This window comes from Burkholderia sp. Bp9143 (assembly GCF_003853645.1).
Classification (GTDB): domain Bacteria; phylum Pseudomonadota; class Gammaproteobacteria; order Burkholderiales; family Burkholderiaceae; genus Burkholderia.
Genome location: NZ_QTPO01000054.1, coordinates 42860 through 60490 on the forward strand (window position 1 = coordinate 42860; position 17631 = coordinate 60490).

Consider the following 17631-nt stretch of genomic DNA (forward strand, 5'->3'; position numbering starts at 1 on the left):
GACAGCCGATGAGACGCGCCGAGGAGTCCCAGTTGAAGAGTTCCACCCATGATCCGATCGTCCTGCTCGCTCCGCTGACCGGGCCGATCGTCGCGCTGGCCGATGTGCCCGATCCGGTGTTCTCCGGCGGGATGTTCGGCGACGGCATCGGCATCGACCCGCTCGCGGGCAAGCTCGTCGCGCCGTGCGCCGGCATCGTGTCGCATCTCGCGCGCACTGGCCACGCGGTGACGATCACGACGCCGCAAGGCGCGGAAGTGCTGTTGCATATCGGCATCGACACCGTCGAGCTGAACGGGCAGGGCTTCACCGCGCGCGTCGAGGCTGGCGCGCGTGTCGAAGCGGGCGACCCGCTGATCGAGTTCGACCAGGACGCGGTCGCGCGCAGCGCGCATTCGCTGGTCTCGGTGATCGCGATCGCGAACTCCGACGCGTTCGACGTCGTCGAGCGCGCGAGCGGTTTCGCGACGGCCGGCGAGACGCCGCTCCTGACGCTGCGCGGCAAGGGCGAAGCCGCCGCGCAGGCGGCGCAGGCCGGCGCGGCGGCGATGAACGAAGTGCGCCGCGAGGTCGTGCTGACACAGCCGGGCGGCCTGCATGCGCGGCCGGCCGCACGGGCGCGCGAAGCCGCGCGCGGGCTCGATGCGCATGTCGACGTGCATTTCGATGGTCGCAAGGCGCCGATCGCAAGTGTGGTCGGCCTGCTCGGCCTCGGCGCCGGCGAAGGCACGACGATCGAGCTGGTCGGCCGCGGCGCGCATGCGCAGCAAGCCGTCGATGCGGTCGAGCATGAACTGCTGCGCGAAGCGCACGGCGAAGTCGAGGAGAAACCGGCGCGTCTGCGTTCACCCGCGCCGCAGACTGTCGTGCACAACACCGGCGCGATGCTCGATCCGAACACGCTCGCGGGCGTTTGCGCGGCACCCGGCATCGCGGTCGGCACGCTGGTGCGTCTCGACGATGCGGACATCGTGCCGCCCGAACAGGCGGCCGGCACGCCCGCGTCGGAAAGCCGCCGGCTCGACCAGGCGCTGAAGGCGGTCGACGCCGAACTCGACGAAACGGTTCGCAACGCATCGGCGCGCGGCGCGGTCGGCGAGGCGGGGATCTTCGCGGTGCATCGCGTGCTGCTCGAAGACCCGACGCTGGTCGACGCGGCGCGCGACCAGATCAGCCTCGGCAAGAGCGCGGGCTTCGCGTGGCGGGCGACGATCCGCGCGCAGATCGACACGCTGTCGAAACTCGATGACGCGCTGCTCGCCGAGCGCGCGGCCGACCTGCGCGACATCGAGAAGCGCGTGCTGCGCGCGCTCGGCCACACGAGCGGCGCGACGCGCACGCTGCCCGACGAGGCCGTGCTCGCGGCGGAGGAATTCACGCCGTCGGACCTGTCGTCGCTCGATCGCCAGCGCGTGACCGCGCTCGTGATGGCGCGCGGCGGCGCGACGTCGCATGCGGCGATCATCGCGCGCCAGCTCGGCATTCCGGCGCTCGTCGCGGTCGGCGATGCGCTGTACGCGATTCCGGACGGCACGCAGGTCGTCGTCGACGCGAGCGCGGGCCGTCTCGAACACGCGCCGACCGCGCTCGACGTCGAGCGCGCGCGCCACGAACGCCAGCGCCTGGACGGCGTGCGCGAAGCGAACCGGCAGCAGGCGCGCGAAGCCGCTGCGACGGTCGACGGTCGCGCGATCGAGGTTGCCGCGAACATCGCGACACTCGACGACGCGAACATCGCGGTCGACAACGGCGCGGACGCGGTCGGCCTGTTGCGCACCGAGCTGATGTTCATCCATCGCCAGGCCGCGCCGAGCGTCGTCGAGCACCAGCAGAGCTACCAGTCGATCGTCGACGCGCTGCAGGGCCGCACCGCGATCATCCGCACGCTCGACGTCGGCGCCGACAAGGAAGTCGACTACCTGACGCTGCCGCCCGAACCGAACCCGGCGCTCGGCCTGCGCGGCATCCGCCTCGCGCAGGTGCGCCCCGATCTGCTCGACGATCAGCTGCAGGGCCTGCTCGCGGTGAAGCCATTCGGCGCGGTGCGCATCCTGCTGCCGATGGTGACGGATGCGGGCGAGCTCGTGCGGCTGCGCAAGCGCATCGACGAATTCGCGCGTGCACAGGGCCGCACCGAGCCGATCGAGGTCGGCGTGATGATCGAGGTGCCGTCGGCGGCGCTGCTTGCCGACCAGCTCGCGCAGCACGCGGATTTCCTGTCGATCGGCACCAACGACCTGACCCAGTACACGCTCGCGATGGACCGCTGCCAGGCCGATCTCGCCGCGCAGTCCGACGGCCTGCATCCGGCCGTGCTGCGCCTGATCGACATCGCGGTGCGCGGCGCCGCGAAGCATGGCAAGTGGATCGGCGTGTGCGGCGCGCTGGGCGGCGATCCGCTCGCGGTGCCGATCCTCGTCGGCCTCGGCGTGACCGAACTGTCGGTCGACCCGGTGTCGGTGCCGGGCATCAAGGCGCGCGTGCGCCGTCTCGATTACCAGCTGTGTCGCCAGCGTGCGCAGGATCTGCTCGCACTCGACTCGGCACAGGCGGTAAGGGCAGCAAGCCGCGAGGTCTGGCCGCTCGACTGAACGTCGACGGCGGGCACGCGACCCGTTTCACTACGAAAGCAATTAGGTCAACGACGCTTAATGACGAGACATGGATTGGAGGACTGAATGGACGGGAATCCGTTTCTGAAGATACAGGGCCTGGGCCGGGCGCTGATGCTGCCGATCGCGGTGTTGCCGGTTGCCGGCATCCTACTGCGACTCGGGCAGCCGGACGTGTTCAATATCAAGATGATCGCCGATGCCGGCGGCGCGATCTTCGACAACCTGCCGCTGCTGTTTGCGATCGGCGTGGCGGTCGGCTTCGCGAAGGACAACAACGGCGTGGCGGCACTCGCGGGCGCGATCGGTTACCTGATCGAAACCGCGATCATGAAGGACATCGATCCCAAGCTGAACATGGGCGTGCTGTCCGGGATCATCGCGGGCGTGGTCGCGGGCTTGCTGTACAACCGCTACAAGGACATCAAGCTGCCCGACTACCTCGCGTTCTTCGGCGGCAAGCGGTTCGTGCCGATCATCACCGGGCTCGTGTGCGTGATACTCGGCATCGTGTTCGGATACGTATGGCAGCCGGTCCAGCATGTGATCGACGCGGCCGGCCAGTGGTTGACGACGGCGGGCGCGATCGGTGCGTTCGTGTTCGGCTTCCTGAACCGCCTGCTGCTCGTCACGGGCCTGCATCACATCATCAACTCGCTCGCATGGTTCGTGTTCGGCAACTTCACGCCGCCGGCCGGCGGCGAGCTCGTGCACGGCGACCTGCACCGCTTCTTCGCGGGCGATCCGACCGCGGGCACCTTCATGGCCGGCTTCTTCCCGATCATGATGTTCGGCCTGCCGGCCGCGTGTCTCGCGATGCTGCACGAAGCGCCGAAGGAGCGCCGCGCGATGGTCGGCGGCCTGCTGTTCTCGATGGCGCTCACGTCGTTCCTGACGGGCGTGACCGAGCCGATCGAATTCAGCTTCATGTTCCTCGCGCCGGTGCTGTACGTGATCCACGCGGTGCTCACAGGGCTGTCGCTCGCGATCTGCCAGATTCTCGGCGTGAAGCTCGGCTTCACGTTCTCGGCCGGCGCGATCGACTACGTGCTGAACTACGGGCTGTCGACGAAGGGCTGGATCGCGGTGCCGCTCGGCATCGCGTACGGCGTCGCGTATTACGGGCTGTTCCGTTTCTTCATCCGCAAGTTCAACATGGCGACGCCGGGCCGCGAGCCGGCCTCGGCCGACGCGGCGACCGAGTCGTACGCATCGGGCGGCTTCGTCGCACCGGCGGCCGGTGCCGCGGCCGCAGCACCGCGAGCGCAGCGCTACATTGCCGCACTCGGCGGCGCGGGCAACCTGACGGTCGTCGACGCCTGCACGACGCGCCTGCGCCTGACCGTCGTCGATCCGGAGAAGGTGTCGGAGCCGGAACTGAAGTCGATCGGCGCGCGCGGCGTGCTCAAGCGGGGCGGTAGCAGCGTGCAGGTGATCATCGGGCCCGAGGCCGACATCATTGCCGACGAGATGCGTTCGGCGATCGGCAGCGGCGCGACCGGTGCGGCGGCGACGGCCACGGTCGCGGCTGCGCAGCCGGTCACGGGCGCGGCGGCCGGCCCGCTCGATCCGGATCCGCTGCGCTGGCTCGCGGTGTTCGGCGGCGCGACCAACGTCGCATCGCTCGACTCGATCGCGACCACGCGCCTGCGCGTCGTCGTGCGCGACGCATCGGCGGTCGATCGCGATCGACTCGGCGCGCTCGACGTTGCATGGGTGTCGCCGGACACGTTCCACATCGTCTGCGGCAACGCGGCGGCACGCTATGCGGAACAGCTCGGCGCGCGCCTGACGTCGACGGGCGGCGGTGCGGCCCCGCAACCGGCCTGATCCGGCATGATGCGATGAGACAGGCCCGGTCGGCGTAGCCGGGTCGGGCCACCAGTCGGTAAAGCGAAAACGGCTTGCGATGCGTCGCAAGCCGTTTTTCCTTGGCGGTGCGTGTGCGCGATGCACTCATCCGCATCGCGTACCGCTTGCGCGGATCACCCGTTCAGCCCGTCAACCGCTCACGGGTTCGTCAGCGTGAAGGTCGGCTTCCGGTAGGCGATGCCGGCCCGGTCGAGCTTCGGCAATTCGCGCTGCGTGAGCAGCGTCGCGAAACCGGCCCAGTCGCGCTGCAGCGCGGCCAGGTCGACGTGATGCGTGTCGCCGCGCCTGAAGCGCACGCCGGCCGCATACGGCAGCTCCCAGTCGGCCCGGTGCCACGCACGTTCGGCGAGCGCGAGCAGGCGCGGATAGGCCATGTATTCGAGGAACGTGTCGTTGCGCATCACCTCGCCCCACGCCTGCCCCTGCATGCCCTCGATGCGCGGCGCGGGGCCCGTGCCCGTCACTTCGAATGCGTTGCCGTCACGATCGCCCATCACTTCGGCGTTCTGCGGCAGGTTATCGGGCGCGAGCGAGAACACCTTGTACTCGTCCGTCGCGTGCGAGCCCCAGTAGTAGCCGCGTTCGCGCGGGTTGAGCGTGTACGGGAAGTCGAAGTACAGGTAGTCGGGCAGCGCGAGCACCGTCAGGTAGCCCTTGCCGCTCAGGTCGCGTGCGCTGTCGGATGCGCCCCAGAAGATCGTGTCCCACAGCGACACCATCACGTGGCGCGTGCTGAAGTCCTGCGGCCCGTTCGCATGCTTGATGCCGTCCTGCCACGCGGCCATCGTGTCGATCCCGTTCGCGCTGACCGCCGCGCTCACCTGTTTCGCGAAACGCGTCGGCAACTCGTCGATCGACTTGATCTCGCCGCGCTGGAGGAGTGCCGTGCACGCGGGCGAACGTGCCCACGGCTTGTCCTGCGCGGCGAGATCGATGCGCCCCTTGTTCGGGTCGGTGCCGTTCAGCGGCTGGAAGCCGGCGCCGAGGAAGATGTTCTTCGCTTCGTCGCCGCCGTAGTGCCAGGTGTGCAGCGGCGCTTGCGCGTCCGCATGCATCGCCGCGATCTCGCGGATCACCTTCGACGCGAAATTGAGCGCGCCCGGCACGCACGGGTTCAGGTCGCTGCGACGATCGTAGAACTGGACCGTCGTCAGGTTCGTCGTGTCCTGCGGATCGAGCAGCCGGTACGCGTTCGCTTCCTGCTCGCGGCCAGCCGCATGCAGCCGCCGATAGCGCGCTTCCATCGTTACGACGGCCGCGCGCGCATGCGCGGGCATGTCGATCTCCGGGATGATCTCGACGAAACGCGTGGTCGCGTAGCGCACGAGCGCCACGTAGTCGTCGCGCGTCAGGTAGCCGCCTCCCGAGCGGTTGTCGGGGCCCGAGCCGAGTTGCGGCAGCAGGCAGCGCGTCTCGCTCGGGTCGTGGCAGCGGCGCGAGCCGATGCCGGTCAGCTCGGGCAGGCCGGGAATCTCGATGCGCCAGCCTTCGTCGTCGGACAGATGCAGGTGCAGGCGGTTGAGCTTGTACGCGCTCATCTGGTCGATCAGGCGGCGCAGCGTCGCCGGGTGCTTGAAGTTGCGCGCGAGGTCGACATGCATCCCGCGATGCGCGAAGCGCGGCGCATCCTCGACGAGCATCGCCGGGATCGGGCCGCCGCCGGCGGGCGCGAGCGAGTAGAGCGTCTGCACGCCGTAGTAGAGGCCCGCGCGATCGTAGCCTTCGATCAGCACGCCGCGTGGCCCGATCGCGAGCCGGTACCCGCCCGGCGTCGCGATGTCGGCCGGCAGCTGGCGCGGTGCGACGGCGCCGCGGACCGGCACGCGCACGCCGTCGAGTCCGAGTGTCGTCGCGCGTTCGCGCAGCGCCGCGACTTGCGCGTCCGGCAGGTCCGGCAGCGCGAGCTCGACGCCGCGCAGGTCGAGCGTGCCGGGCAGCGGCTGCTCGCGCTTCACGCTCGGTAGTGCGCGGCTCGCGTCGGGGCGGGCGGCGACGGGCGGCGCGTTGCCGGTCGAGTTGTTCTGCGCGTCGGCCGGCAGCGATTCGACATAGCGGAGCTCGTCGTCGGTGTCGTTGTAGCGGAGCACGGCGGGCGACGCGCCGTCGACGACGACATACGGGCGCGGAATCACGTCGCTGTAGCGCAGCAGCCAGTATTCGGCGACGAACGGCAGCTCGATGCGTTCGCCGGGTGCGAGCCGCACCGATCCCGGCTGCGGCGTCAGCTCGTACAGGTCGCCGGTGAGCCGGCGTAGCGCGAAGCCCGGACTGTCGATTCGCAGCAGGCGGCGGATGCTGTGCAGGTAGAGCTTCCAGCCGCCGTCGGCGATCGGCTGGTGGCCGCGGTTTTGCAGGAACAGGCGGCCCGTCGCGCAGGCCGCGCCGTCCGCGCCGAGATCGGCGCACGGCACGCCGGCCGCGACCGCGTGATTGTTGTCGACGGCGACGCGCAACGCGAGGCCGTTCGCCAGCAGGGCCGCGAGATCGGCAGGCTGCGTGGCGGGCTGGGCGAGGCTGCCGGTGGTCGCGCCGGCGGTGGTTTGCGCGGTCGCGGCGCAGCTCGCGGCCGGCGACAGCGCCGCGATCAGCAATCCGGCCAACAGGGAGGGCAACGTGCTTTTCATTCGAACTCCTGATAAAAAGGGGCGTAGCGACATCGTGGAACGATGTCGCTGCGGTCGGGGCTTTCAACGGAGCTGCGGGGCACCAGCGCGCGGCGCGAGGCGCTCGCGCCGCGCGTGTTCGGCACGCGGATCGCGTGCGTTACGGAACGGGAGGTGGGCAAGCGTGCCGATCGGATCGGCGAGCGCACGTCGGCGGGTTCATCGGCGATGGGCGATGGCCGCCGCGGCGTCGATGTGGCCGTCGTCGGCGGGAAACGACCGACCGGGCCGACCGGACCGACCGTCAGCGACCGCAATCGCAACGGCGAGCGCCGCCACCGGGCGACCGGCGGCTGCACGCAAACGACGACGCGGCGCGCAGGCGCGCGCCAGACACGGGGCTCGCATGTCTCCCCCACCGAAAATGGATTCGGCCTGTCAGCGGCCGTGTCCAAAGATCTTATGAAACCTTTTATTGGTATTCAAGTGGTATCAATCTGGCGCTAAATTGGCATCGGCGCGCGCGGCCTGTCCGGCGGGGCGGGACGAAAAAAAACCTCGCATGAAGCGAGGTTCGTTCCCGACGTCGGCGCGGCGATCCGCCGACGCGCATGCGTCAGTCGCGGCGTGCGCGTGCCGGCGCTTCCTGCGGCTTCTGCCGCGCTTCGAGCCACATCGCGTTGACGATGCCGAACGACAGCGCGACGCCGATACCGAGAATCCAGCTGAAATACCACATGATTCGACTCCTTGCGAAACGGTGGGCGAGGGCGCGTGCGCGCCCCGGCCGGGTTCAGTACATCGAGTGCTTGTTCTCTTCGAGCGACTGGTGCGTGACCTTGCCGCGCATCACGCGATACACCCAGCTCGTGTAGAGCAGGACGATCGGCAGGAACACGATCACCGCGAACAGCATCACCTGCAGCGTCATGTGGCTCGACGTCGAATCCCACACGGTCAGGCTGCTGCGCGGGTCGAGCGACGACGGCATGATGAACGGGAACATCGAGAAGCCAGCGGTCAGGATCACGCCGGCGATCATCAGGCCGGTGCAGAAGAACGCCGTCTTTTCCTGCTTCGAGCCGGCGAGCAGCAGCGCGAGCAGGCCGCCCGTGATCCCGACGACTGGCGCCGCGATCATCCACGGATACTCGCCGTAGTTCGCGAGCCACAGGCCCGAGCCGGCGGCGACGTCCTTCAGCAGCGGGTTCGCGACCGTGTCGGTCGGCGCGGCGTGCGTGATGTGGAAGCCGCCGATGGTCGACGCGATCAGCACGCCGGCCAGCACGAACAGCACGACCGCGAGGAGCGCCGACACGCGCAGCGTGATCGACGCGCGGCGCGCGATCGCGCCGTCGGTCTTCATCTTGATGAACGCGGCGCCGTGCGCGACGAGCATCGTGAGGCTGACGAGCCCGCAGAGCAGCGCGAACGGGTTCAGCAGCGCCCAGAAGCCGCCGTAGTAGGTCACGCGCAGGTCGCTGTCGAACTTGAACGGCACGCCCTGCAGCAGGTTGCCGAATGCGACGCCGAACACCAGTGCCGGCACGAAGCCGCCGACGAACAGGCCCCAGTCCCAGCCCGCGCGCCAGCGCGGGTCGGGCCGCTTGCTGCGATAGTCGAAGCCGACCGGCCGGAAGAACAGCGCGAACAGCACGAGCAGCATCGCGAAGTAGAAGCCGGAGAACGACGCGGCGTAGACGAGTGGCCACGCGGCGAACATCGCGCCGCCGGCCGTGATCAGCCACACCTGGTTGCCTTCCCACGTCGCGCCGACCGTGTTGACGATGATGCGGCGTTCGTCGTCGGTCTTGCCGAGGAACGGCAGCAGCGCGGTCGCGCCCATGTCGAAGCCGTCGGTGACGGCGAAGCCGATCAGCAGCACGCCGACGAGCAGCCACCAGATCAGCTTGAGAGTTGCATAGTCCATAGCGATTCCTTGTTCCGTTGCGGGGGCGTGCTCAAACCGCGGCACGCTCGCCGGCTGCGGCGAGTTCGTGGTGATAGCGGCCGGTATGCAGCGACGACGGGCCGAGGCGCGCGTACTTGAACATCAGCTTGATCTCGATGACGAACAGCGCGGTATAGAACAGGATGAAGCCGGCGAGGCTCAGGTACAGGTCGCTCGGCTGCAGGCTCGACGCCGACAGGTGCGTTGGCAGCACGCCCGCGATCGTCCATGGCTGGCGGCCGAGTTCGGCGACGATCCAGCCGAATTCGATCGCGATCCACGGCAGCGGGATCGCCCACACCGCGTAGCGGAGGAACCAGCGGCGGTTGTCCTGCAGCAGTTCGCGGCGCGCGCAGAACCAGAACGCGGCGACGAACGTCGCGACGAACAGGAAGCCGAGGGCCACCATGATCCGGAACGAGAAGAACACGGGCGCGACCGGCGGGATCGTCTTCTTCGCGGCGGCCTTGATCTGCTCGGGCGTCGCGTCCGTCACGTTCGGCGTGAACTGCTTGAGCATCAGCCCGTAGCCGAGATACTGCTTGTGCTGGTCGAACAATGCGCGGGTCGCCTCGCTCGTGTCGCCCTGCTTGATCTTCTGCAGCGCGCCGTACGCGACCATCCCGCTCTGGATGTGCTCCTCGCTGTGCTTCGCGAGCTCGCGCAGGCCGATCACCGGTTCGTCGATCGAGCGCGTCGCGATCAGGCCGAGCGCGTACGGGATCTTGATCGCATAGTCGGTGCGCTGTTCGTCCTGGTTCGGGATGCCGATCAGCGTGAACGACGCGGGCGCCGGTTGCGTTTCCCATTCGGACTCGATCGCGGCGAGCTTCATCTTCTGCACTTCGCCGGTCGTATAGCCCGATTCGTCGCCGAGTACGATCACGCAGAGCGTCGCCGCGAGGCCGAAGCCGGCCGCGACCGCGAACGAGCGCAGCGCGAAGTCGACATCGCGCTTCTTCAGCAGGTACCACGACGACACGCCGAGCACGAACATCGCCGCCGACACGTAGCCGGCCGACACGGTGTGGACGAACTTCACCTGCGCGACCGGGTTGAACAGCACGTCGAACAGGCTCGTCATTTCCATGCGCATCGTCTGGTAGTTGAACTCGGCGCCGACCGGATTGTTCATCCAGCCGTTCGCGACGAGAATCCACAGCGCGGACAGGTTCGAGCCCAGCGCGACGAGGAACGTGACCATCAGGTGCTTGACCTTCGACAGGCGGTTCCAGCCGAAAAAGAACAGGCCGACGAAGGTCGATTCGAGGAAGAACGCCATCAGGCCCTCGACCGCGAGCGGCACGCCGAAGATGTCGCCGACGTAGTGCGAGTAATACGACCAGTTCGTGCCGAACTGGAATTCGAGCGTGATGCCGGTCGTCACGCCCATTGCGAAGTTGATCCCGAACAACTTGCCCCAGAACTGGGTCATGTCCTTGTAGACCTGTTTGCCGGTCATCACGTAGACGGCTTCCATGATGACGAGCAGCCAGGACAGGCCGAGCGTCAGCGGCACGAACAGGAAGTGGTAGAGCGCCGTGATGCCGAACTGCAGACGTGACAGATCGACGACTTCGCTACTTATCATGGTGGTCTCCCTCGGTGGATGCAGGCGCCGGCACCGAGAGCAGCTTCTCGGCGACGGCGGCAGGCGGCAGCGACATATGCTCAGCCTGCGGATGATTGAAGAATGCGTATTTGAGCGACATCAAGAGGATCAGCTTGACGATCAGCACCAGCGTGATGTCGCGGGCGAGGGTCGGCCCGCGTGCCCACGCGCCGATGCGCGCGCGCCAGCCGGGCGTGCCCGCCGGCTGCGCGGACGACGGCGGAGCGGGCTCTTTATTGATCGAGATCAAGGTGATTATCCTGAATCGATTTACAGGGTTTTGGGGCGACTCTACGTCGGATTTATTACGGCCGTGAAGCTGTTTTAATCCTTTTATGCCGACGTGCCAATTTTAAGATGCCGGCATTTCGATGCCGAGTGCTGCGCTGCGGCAGACCGTCGCGAAGCGCGAGCTGAAACTTGAGGTAGATCAAGGTTATGCGGAAGGGGCCCGAAACCACCCGATACCCGATCAATAAGGTCGATTAATACGAAAAAAACGGGAGAAAGGATAGGCGAAAAAAAACCGCTGCCGAGTTGGGCAGCGGTTTTGGGTGACGCGCTCTAAATCGCGGATTTAGGCGTATTCGGCGAGTGCGGTGCGCATCTTCTTCATGGCGCTCGCTTCGATCTGGCGGATGCGTTCGGCCGACACGCCGAACTCGGCCGCGAGATCGTGCAGCGTCGAGCCGCCCGAGCCGTCGTCGTCGACGTTCAGCCAGCGCGCCTCGATGATCCGGCGGCTGCGTGCGTCGAGCGACTCGAGCGCCTGCGCGATGCCGTCCGTCTGCAGCATGTCGCGCTGACGTGCGGCGAGCACGGCGGTCGGCTCGTTGTGCGAATCGGCCAGGTAGGCGATCGGCGCGTACGACTCCTCGCCGTCTTCCACTTGCCCTTCGAGTGCGATGTCGCCGCCCGACAGGCGCGTTTCCATTTCGGTCACGTCTTCGCGCTTGACGTTGAGCTCCTGCGCGAGGCCGTCGATTTCCTCGGGCGTCATCGCCTGCATGCTCTTCTTGTGGCTGCGCAGGTTGAAGAACAGCTTGCGCTGCGCCTTCGTCGTCGCGACCTTCACCATCCGCCAGTTGCGCAGGATGTACTCGTGAATCTCGGCCTTGATCCAGTGGATCGCGTACGACACCAGGCGCACGTTCTGCGCCGGGTCGAAACGCTTCACCGCCTTCATCAGGCCGATGTTGCCTTCCTGGATCAGGTCGCCGTGCGGCAGGCCGTAGCCGAGATAGTTGCGCGCGATCGACACGACGAGCCGCAGGTGCGACAGCACGAGGCGGCGTGCCGCGTCGAGGTTGTTGTCTTCGCGGAATTCGGTCGCGTACTGGCGTTCCTCTTCGGCACTCAGCAGCGGGATCCGGTTGACGGCCTGGATATACGCGTCGATGTTGCCAAGCTGGCCCGGCAACATCGATTGAGTTGCGAGCGCCAGCGAGCCTGCCGATTCGGCCTTGGCCGGCGTCGGGCTCAGGGTGTTCGGAAGGGTCAGGGCGTGGCTCACTAAAAAACTCCTTTGGAATCAGGGACAAACCCTAGTCTCGGATGAGATTCCGGGGCCCATCTTAGCACTCCCGTAATCCGAGTGCTAATTCCTTAGAGGGTGCGTGGCCATCCGAGTTCCCGGTTTTCTATCGAGCTTGTCGAGTCGATAGTCTAATTTGCGACCGGGCTGGCCGGAGGAAGTTCCGTAAGTCCTTGTTTCTGATGGTAATCGGTAGACGATTTCGATTTTTGTCGTTTTGGAAGCAAACAATTTCGCTTCGCGATGCCGATCCGAAAAGTCCTTTACCATACCATTCAGTTCGCTCGGGCCGGCCGCTGCGGCAAGGCTCCATTCAACCCGCAAAGTTGGAGTGTCTGATGAACAATAAGAAGAATCGCCGGCCCCGTAGCCGGCTTGCGCTGCATGCGCTGCTGGCGGCGTCGCTGCTGGGCGGATCGGGGGCCGCATTTGCGGACCGGTGGGGGATCCAGGCGGGCGGCGGGTTTTCCGATCGCCACGGGATCGACACGGGCGATCTCGGCGTGGTGTGGGATCCGGGCTGGAACTGGTGGGAAATCGGCGGCTGGCACTTCGCGTTCGTGATGGAAGGCAACGTCGGCTACTGGCACACGGGCGGCAACGTTCACGCCAACCTCGGGGAGATCGGCGCGACGCCGATGTTCCGTTTCATCAAGAGCGCGGGCCAGGTTCGCCCGTTCATCGAGGCCGGCGCAGGCATCCGGTTCCTGACTCACCCGACGATCTCGCACAATCTGTCGCTGTCGACCGCCTTCCAGTTCGCGGACGTCGTCGGCGTCGGCGCACAGTTCGGAGAACGCCAACAGTATCAGGTCGGTTATCGTTTTCAACATGTGTCTAACGCGGGTATCAAAGAGCCGAATCCTGGTATAAATTTCCACCAGTTCTACGTGCAGTACAACTTCTGATCCGCACGCCCGCGCACGGCGGGCGCGTTGCCGAGGAGTCAGGCGATGGCTAAGGTGATCGATGCGATTCGCGCACTCGAGCGCGATCGGTTCCGGGCGATGGTCGACGGAGACGGCGAGGCGCTCGATGCGCAATTGTCGGACAAGGTGTTCTTCGTGCACACCAATGGCAAACGCGAAACCAAGCAGCAGTTCATCGACGCCATCGTCGCCGGCCGCCGCCGCTATCGCCAGATCGAAATCCAGTCGCAGGACCTGCTGCCCGTCGGCGACGCAACCTGCGTCGTCACCGGGCGTGCGTTGATCGAGATGGAAACGAACAACGGCGGGCTGGTGTTTCCGATCGCCTATACCGCCGTTCACACCCATGAGCAGGGCCAGTGGCGCCTGCTCGCGTGGCAGGCGACGCGGTGCGCGACCGAGACATGAGCGCGCGTGGCGCTCGTTTTCATGTCCCGACCTGAGCGGCCTGCTGGGCCGCTTTTTGTTGGCCCGTGCGGCGCGGATCGCGCGGCGCACGGGCGGTCACGCACCGCTCGCTGACGTTCGAACCCTGAATCGAAACCTGGCGGTCAGGCCGCCGCGCGGTGGTCGGCGCAATGCCAGGCCGAGCGGTTGATCGCGCTGACGACCGCATCGAGCGCGGCGCTCGCCGCATCGTCGTGTACCCCGACGCCATGTCGCAGCGGTGCATCGCCGACCCGGCAGCCAACCGATACCGCGATCCGGCCGTCCATCGTGCGCGCGTGCTCGCACGAGGCGACGTCGATCGTCGCGCCGGCCGCTGTCGCGAAGGCCGCGGCCACGCGCTGCACGGCGTCTTCGGGCGTCGCGTCGGCCGGCGGCGGGCCCGCGACGTCGCGGTTCTGCCAGCGCGCGCCGTCACCGTGGCGTTCGGCCGGACCGTCGGTCTCGAAGAATTCGCGGGCGAACAGCGCGCAGATCGCGTCGCCGGTCACTTCCTCGCCGGACGCATCGGCAAGCGTCTGCACCGCGTGGCTGAATTCGATCTGCACGCGGCGCGTCGGCGTGAAGCCCATCCCGCGTTCGAGCAGGAACGTCGCGCCGCCCTTGCCGGACTGGCTGTTCACACGGATCACCGCGTCGTAGCTGCGGCCGAGGTCGGCCGGGTCGATCGGCAGGTACGGCACTTCCCATACCGCGTCGGGGCGCTGCTGCGCGAAGCCCTTGCGGATCGCATCCTGGTGCGAGCCGGAGAACGCGGTGAACACGAGGTCGCCCGCGTACGGATGGCGCGGATGTACCGGAATCTGGTTGCAGCGCTCGACCACGCGGCGCACCGCGTCGATGTCGGAGAAATCGAGGCCCGGGTCGATGCCCTGCGTATAGAGGTTCAGTGCGAGCGTGACGAGGTCGACGTTGCCGGTGCGCTCGCCGTTGCCGAACAGGCAACCCTCGATGCGGTCGGCGCCCGCGAGCAGCGCGAGTTCTGCGGCCGCGACCGCGGTGCCGCGATCGTTGTGCGGATGCACGGACAGCACGATGCTGTCGCGATACGCGAGGTTGCGGTCCATCCACTCGATCTGGTCGGCGAACACGTTCGGGCTCGCGGCTTCGACGGTCGCCGGCAGGTTGACGATCATCTTGTGATCACGGGTCGGCCGCCACGCCTGCGCAACCGCGTCGCACACTTCGCGCGCGAACGTCAGTTCGGCCATGCTGAAGGTTTCCGGCGAGTACTGGTAGGTCCAGTGCGTGTCCGGGCGGGCCGCCGCGTGTTCCTTGATGAGTCGCGTGCCCTCGACCGCGAGCGCCTTCACGTCGTCTTTCGACATCCCGAACACGATGCGCCGGAACGACGGGCAGATCGCGTTGTACAGGTGCACGATCGCGCGCGGCACACCTTCGAGCGCGTCAAAGGTGCGTGCGATCAGGTCTTCGCGCGACTGCACGAGCACTTCGATCGTCACGTCGTCGGGAATGCGCTTGTCATCGATCAGCTTGCGGACGAAATCGAAGTCGGTTTGCGACGCCGACGGAAAACCGACTTCGATCTCCTTGAAACCGATCGCGACCAGCATGTCGAAGAATTCCAGCTTCTGCTCGATGCTCATCGGCTCGATCAGCGACTGGTTGCCGTCACGCAGGTCGGTGCTCATCCACACCGGCGCACGCTCGATGGTGCGGGTCGGCCAGCGGCGGCCATTGATGCGGACGGGTTCGAACGGACGGTACTTGTCTTGCGGGTTGCGCTTCATCTTCTGGACCTCGGGTCTCAAGTCGCGAGCGAAGACGGGCGGCATGGGCGACGGTTGGCGCTGCCTCGCACCGTGGCGCCGGAAACGCGCTGCGGATGCGGATGATCTTCGCGAATCGACCGACGGATAGACGGACGAATGCTGACGACTTCGGATTGTAAAAACTGCGAGAAGGGTGCTGCGAGGAACTGCAGGGAGGGACCGTGCGGACAGCACACGGCGCTAAGACAGCCTTAGGCTAGTCGTAGCGATAGCGACCGCGCTAGGCGGCCGGAGGTAATTCGGAGGGTGTTCGGAAAGGAACGCATGGCGACAACTCTATGCCAGGATGCGTGCGCGTGTCAAATGGTCGGTTGAAAGGCCGGCGCGAAAGCGTGCCGGCCCGGGATACCGGTCACGCCGCGAGCCGGGCGATCCGCACGATCGTGTCGACCTGCCGCGCAAGCGTGTCGGGCACCGGAATGTCGCCGCGCAGCACGGCGTCGGTCCACGCGGCCGTGGTCGCCGCGTCGCGCGATTCGGGCAGCGCGACGGGCGGCGCGTCGCTCGACGAGCGCTCGGGCTCGATCAGCGTGTCGCACACGCCGTCGTGCAGCCAGTCGACCTGCACCTGGCGCCGCGTGTCGGCCACCGCTTCGCCTTCGGTGCCGCGCGCGAGCAGCGCACCGCCGAGCGCGGCGTCCGGATGATCGCGGAACAGCTGCGCGAGGCTGTCGCGGTACGGCGGATGCGTGTAGTTGACGAGTCGCAGCCCGGCCGGCGCGAACGGCTGCAGAATCTTCACGAGCGTGTGCGTGGAGTTGCGCACGCCGAGCACGCCGCGCAGCGACAGCAGATGCGCGATGCGCGGCGCCAGCGCAGCGATCGGCGCGAACGCGACGCGGCGCTCCGCGAGCGTGTCCTCGATCGCGTCGTGCGACGTCGACGGCGCGATCGACAGCGCCGAGAAGATCTCCGCGCTCGTCACGCGGCCCGGATCGCGCTCGACGCCGTGCACGAGCACCGGCACGCCTTCGCGCGCGAGCAGCAGCGCGAGCAGCGGCACCAGGTTCGGCTGCTTGCGCGCACCGTTGTAGCTCGGGATCGACACCGGGCGGAACGCGGCATCCTGCACGTGCACGGGTTCGAACGATGCTTGCGCGGCGGCGAGCATCGCAGCCAGTTCGTCGGCGCTTTCGCCCTTCAGGCGATACGCGATCAGGATTGCGCCGAGTTCGACGTCCGACACGCGCGCGTCGAGCATCGCGCGATAGAGCTCGAACGTGTCTTCGGCGGACAGCGCGCGGGCGCCGTGCGGGCCGCGGCCGATTTCCTTGATGAAGCGGGCGCAAGGGAACGGCGAGGCTGCGGAGTCGTGGGGAGCGGTCATCGGGGCGTGGGGCGGGCGGCCGGCATCGGCCGCGCGGTGAGCGGTAAGGAATGCCCCGAGTATCGCACGGGCGCGGCTCGGCCAAGCGCGGCAGCGCGCGCCGCCGGCGCGCGGCGCGCTAAACTCGGGTTCCCGGCGGTGCAGCGCGCGCTGCAGGCCCCGTTGCCGGCCGAATACGACCAAAAGAGAGACATCCCATGAAGCTCTACAGCTATTTCCGCAGTTCCGCGTCGTACCGCGTGCGGATCGCCCTGAACCTGAAGCAGCTGCCGTACGACACCGTCCCCGTGCACATGCTGCGCGACGGCGGCGAGCAACTGAAGGACGCCTACCGCGCGGTGAACCCGGATGCGGTCGTGCCGACGCTGATCGACGGCGATGCCACGCTGCAGCAATCGCTCGCGATCATCGAATATCTCGAGGAAACGCATCCCGAACCGGCGCTATTGCCGAAGGCGCCGGCCGACCGCGCGTATGTGCGGGCGATCGCGCTGCAGGTCGCATGCGAGATCCATCCGCTGAACAACCTGCGCGTGCTCAAGTACCTGAAGCACACGCTGAAGGTGCCCGAGGAAGCGAAGAACGAATGGTACCGGCACTGGATCGAGGCGGGTTTCGCATCGCTCGAGACGCGCCTCGCGAACGATCCGCGCACCGGCAGGCTGTGCTTCGGCGACACGCCGACGCTCGCCGATATCTGCATCGTTCCGCAGGCGTTCAATGCGAACCGTTTCTCGATCGACACGACGCGCTTTCCGACGATCCAGCGGATCGCCGATCATGCGTCGACGCTCGATGCGTTCAAGGCCGCCGAGCCCGGCGTGCAGCCCGACGCCGAATGACGCCGCGGGGCCGCCGGCTGACGGCTTCCGGCCGCTGTCAAGTCCTGGAATAGGTTGACAGTATCCAGGCACTAGAGCGCCCGATGCACCGCATCGGGCGTTTTGTATT

The 17631-nt window shown here is 67.3% G+C and carries 14 protein-coding genes; 6 read left to right on the plus strand and 8 right to left on the minus strand.

Annotated features, from left to right (window positions below; genetic code table 11):
• Positions 1-8: 8 nt before the first annotated feature.
• Complete coding sequence (gene ptsP, locus DIE23_RS31720) at positions 9-2591, plus strand: phosphoenolpyruvate--protein phosphotransferase (protein WP_124615834.1); 2583 nt, start codon at positions 9-11, stop codon at positions 2589-2591.
• Between the two features lie 87 nt (positions 2592-2678).
• Entirely contained in the window at positions 2679-4442 is a 1764-nt protein-coding gene (gene nagE, locus DIE23_RS31725) for an N-acetylglucosamine-specific PTS transporter subunit IIBC (RefSeq protein WP_124615836.1), read from the plus strand.
• Between the two features lie 179 nt (positions 4443-4621).
• On the opposite strand, the gene DIE23_RS31730 is transcribed toward nagE, so the two are convergent.
• A complete protein-coding gene (locus DIE23_RS31730; protein ID WP_124615838.1) occupies positions 4622-7108 on the minus strand; it encodes a family 20 glycosylhydrolase in 2487 nt (828 codons plus the stop codon).
• A gap of 42 nt (positions 7109-7150) precedes the next feature.
• Here DIE23_RS31730 and DIE23_RS31735 point away from each other — a divergent pair, with 42 nt between their 5' ends.
• Entirely contained in the window at positions 7151-7594 is a 444-nt protein-coding gene (locus tag DIE23_RS31735) for a hypothetical protein (protein ID WP_260436250.1), read from the plus strand.
• Between the two features lie 109 nt (positions 7595-7703).
• Here DIE23_RS31735 and cydX read toward each other — a convergent pair whose 3' ends face one another.
• The 5 genes from cydX to rpoH form a co-directional block, all read right to left on the minus strand.
• On the minus strand, positions 7704-7826 hold the full coding sequence (cydX, locus tag DIE23_RS31740; protein WP_124615840.1) for a cytochrome bd-I oxidase subunit CydX: 123 nt from the start codon (positions 7824-7826) through the stop codon (positions 7704-7706).
• Positions 7827-7880: 54 nt separating this feature from the next.
• On the minus strand, positions 7881-9017 hold the full coding sequence (gene cydB / locus DIE23_RS31745) for a cytochrome d ubiquinol oxidase subunit II (RefSeq protein WP_124615842.1): 1137 nt from the start codon (positions 9015-9017) through the stop codon (positions 7881-7883).
• 31 nt (positions 9018-9048) lie between these two features.
• Positions 9049-10629: a cytochrome ubiquinol oxidase subunit I gene (locus DIE23_RS31750; protein WP_124615844.1), complete on the minus strand. Its 1581-nt coding sequence runs from the start codon at positions 10627-10629 to the stop codon at positions 9049-9051.
• Entirely contained in the window at positions 10619-10900 is a 282-nt protein-coding gene (gene cydP, locus DIE23_RS31755; protein ID WP_124615846.1) for a cytochrome oxidase putative small subunit CydP, read from the minus strand. The genes DIE23_RS31750 and cydP overlap by 11 nt, the downstream gene beginning before the upstream one ends.
• 327 nt (positions 10901-11227) lie before the next feature.
• On the minus strand, positions 11228-12163 hold the full coding sequence (gene rpoH, locus DIE23_RS31760; protein ID WP_124615848.1) for an RNA polymerase sigma factor RpoH: 936 nt from the start codon (positions 12161-12163) through the stop codon (positions 11228-11230).
• 359 nt (positions 12164-12522) lie between these two features.
• Here rpoH and DIE23_RS31770 point away from each other — a divergent pair, with 359 nt between their 5' ends.
• Positions 12523-13092, plus strand: coding sequence for an acyloxyacyl hydrolase (locus DIE23_RS31770; RefSeq protein WP_124615852.1), 570 nt, complete (start codon positions 12523-12525; stop codon positions 13090-13092).
• A 45-nt stretch (positions 13093-13137) separates the two neighbouring features.
• The gene (locus DIE23_RS31775) at positions 13138-13521 is read left to right on the plus strand and encodes a nuclear transport factor 2 family protein (RefSeq protein ID WP_124615855.1); all 384 of its coding nucleotides are present in this window, start codon (positions 13138-13140) and stop codon (positions 13519-13521) included.
• Positions 13522-13664: 143 nt separating this feature from the next.
• Here the strand turns inward: DIE23_RS31775 and leuA are convergent, their stop codons facing one another.
• Positions 13665-15311: a 2-isopropylmalate synthase gene (gene leuA / locus DIE23_RS31780; protein WP_124615857.1), complete on the minus strand. Its 1647-nt coding sequence runs from the start codon at positions 15309-15311 to the stop codon at positions 13665-13667.
• A gap of 394 nt (positions 15312-15705) precedes the next feature.
• Positions 15706-16680 (minus strand): DNA-binding protein YbiB, encoded by a 975-nt coding sequence (gene ybiB / locus DIE23_RS31785; RefSeq protein ID WP_124615859.1) that lies wholly within the window; start codon positions 16678-16680, stop codon positions 15706-15708.
• Between the two features lie 197 nt (positions 16681-16877).
• On the opposite strand from ybiB, the gene maiA reads away from it, so the two are divergent.
• Complete coding sequence (gene maiA, locus DIE23_RS31790) at positions 16878-17522, plus strand: maleylacetoacetate isomerase (RefSeq protein WP_124615861.1); 645 nt, start codon at positions 16878-16880, stop codon at positions 17520-17522.
• Positions 17523-17631: the final 109 nt, after the last annotated feature.

Coding starts and splice junctions, on each gene's coding strand:
- ptsP (WP_124615834.1), top strand. CDS start 9: ATGAGACGCGCCGAGGAGTCCCAGTTGAAGAGTTCCACCCATGATCCG.
- nagE (WP_124615836.1), top strand. CDS start 2,679: ATGGACGGGAATCCGTTTCTGAAGATACAGGGCCTGGGCCGGGCGCTG.
- DIE23_RS31730 (WP_124615838.1), bottom strand. CDS start 7,108: ATGAAAAGCACGTTGCCCTCCCTGTTGGCCGGATTGCTGATCGCGGCG.
- DIE23_RS31735 (WP_260436250.1), top strand. CDS start 7,151: ATGTCGCTGCGGTCGGGGCTTTCAACGGAGCTGCGGGGCACCAGCGCG.
- cydX (WP_124615840.1), bottom strand. CDS start 7,826: ATGTGGTATTTCAGCTGGATTCTCGGTATCGGCGTCGCGCTGTCGTTC.
- cydB (WP_124615842.1), bottom strand. CDS start 9,017: ATGGACTATGCAACTCTCAAGCTGATCTGGTGGCTGCTCGTCGGCGTG.
- DIE23_RS31750 (WP_124615844.1), bottom strand. CDS start 10,629: ATGATAAGTAGCGAAGTCGTCGATCTGTCACGTCTGCAGTTCGGCATC.
- DIE23_RS31770 (WP_124615852.1), top strand. CDS start 12,523: ATGAACAATAAGAAGAATCGCCGGCCCCGTAGCCGGCTTGCGCTGCAT.
- DIE23_RS31775 (WP_124615855.1), top strand. CDS start 13,138: ATGGCTAAGGTGATCGATGCGATTCGCGCACTCGAGCGCGATCGGTTC.
- leuA (WP_124615857.1), bottom strand. CDS start 15,311: ATGAAGCGCAACCCGCAAGACAAGTACCGTCCGTTCGAACCCGTCCGC.
- ybiB (WP_124615859.1), bottom strand. CDS start 16,680: ATGACCGCTCCCCACGACTCCGCAGCCTCGCCGTTCCCTTGCGCCCGC.
- maiA (WP_124615861.1), top strand. CDS start 16,878: ATGAAGCTCTACAGCTATTTCCGCAGTTCCGCGTCGTACCGCGTGCGG.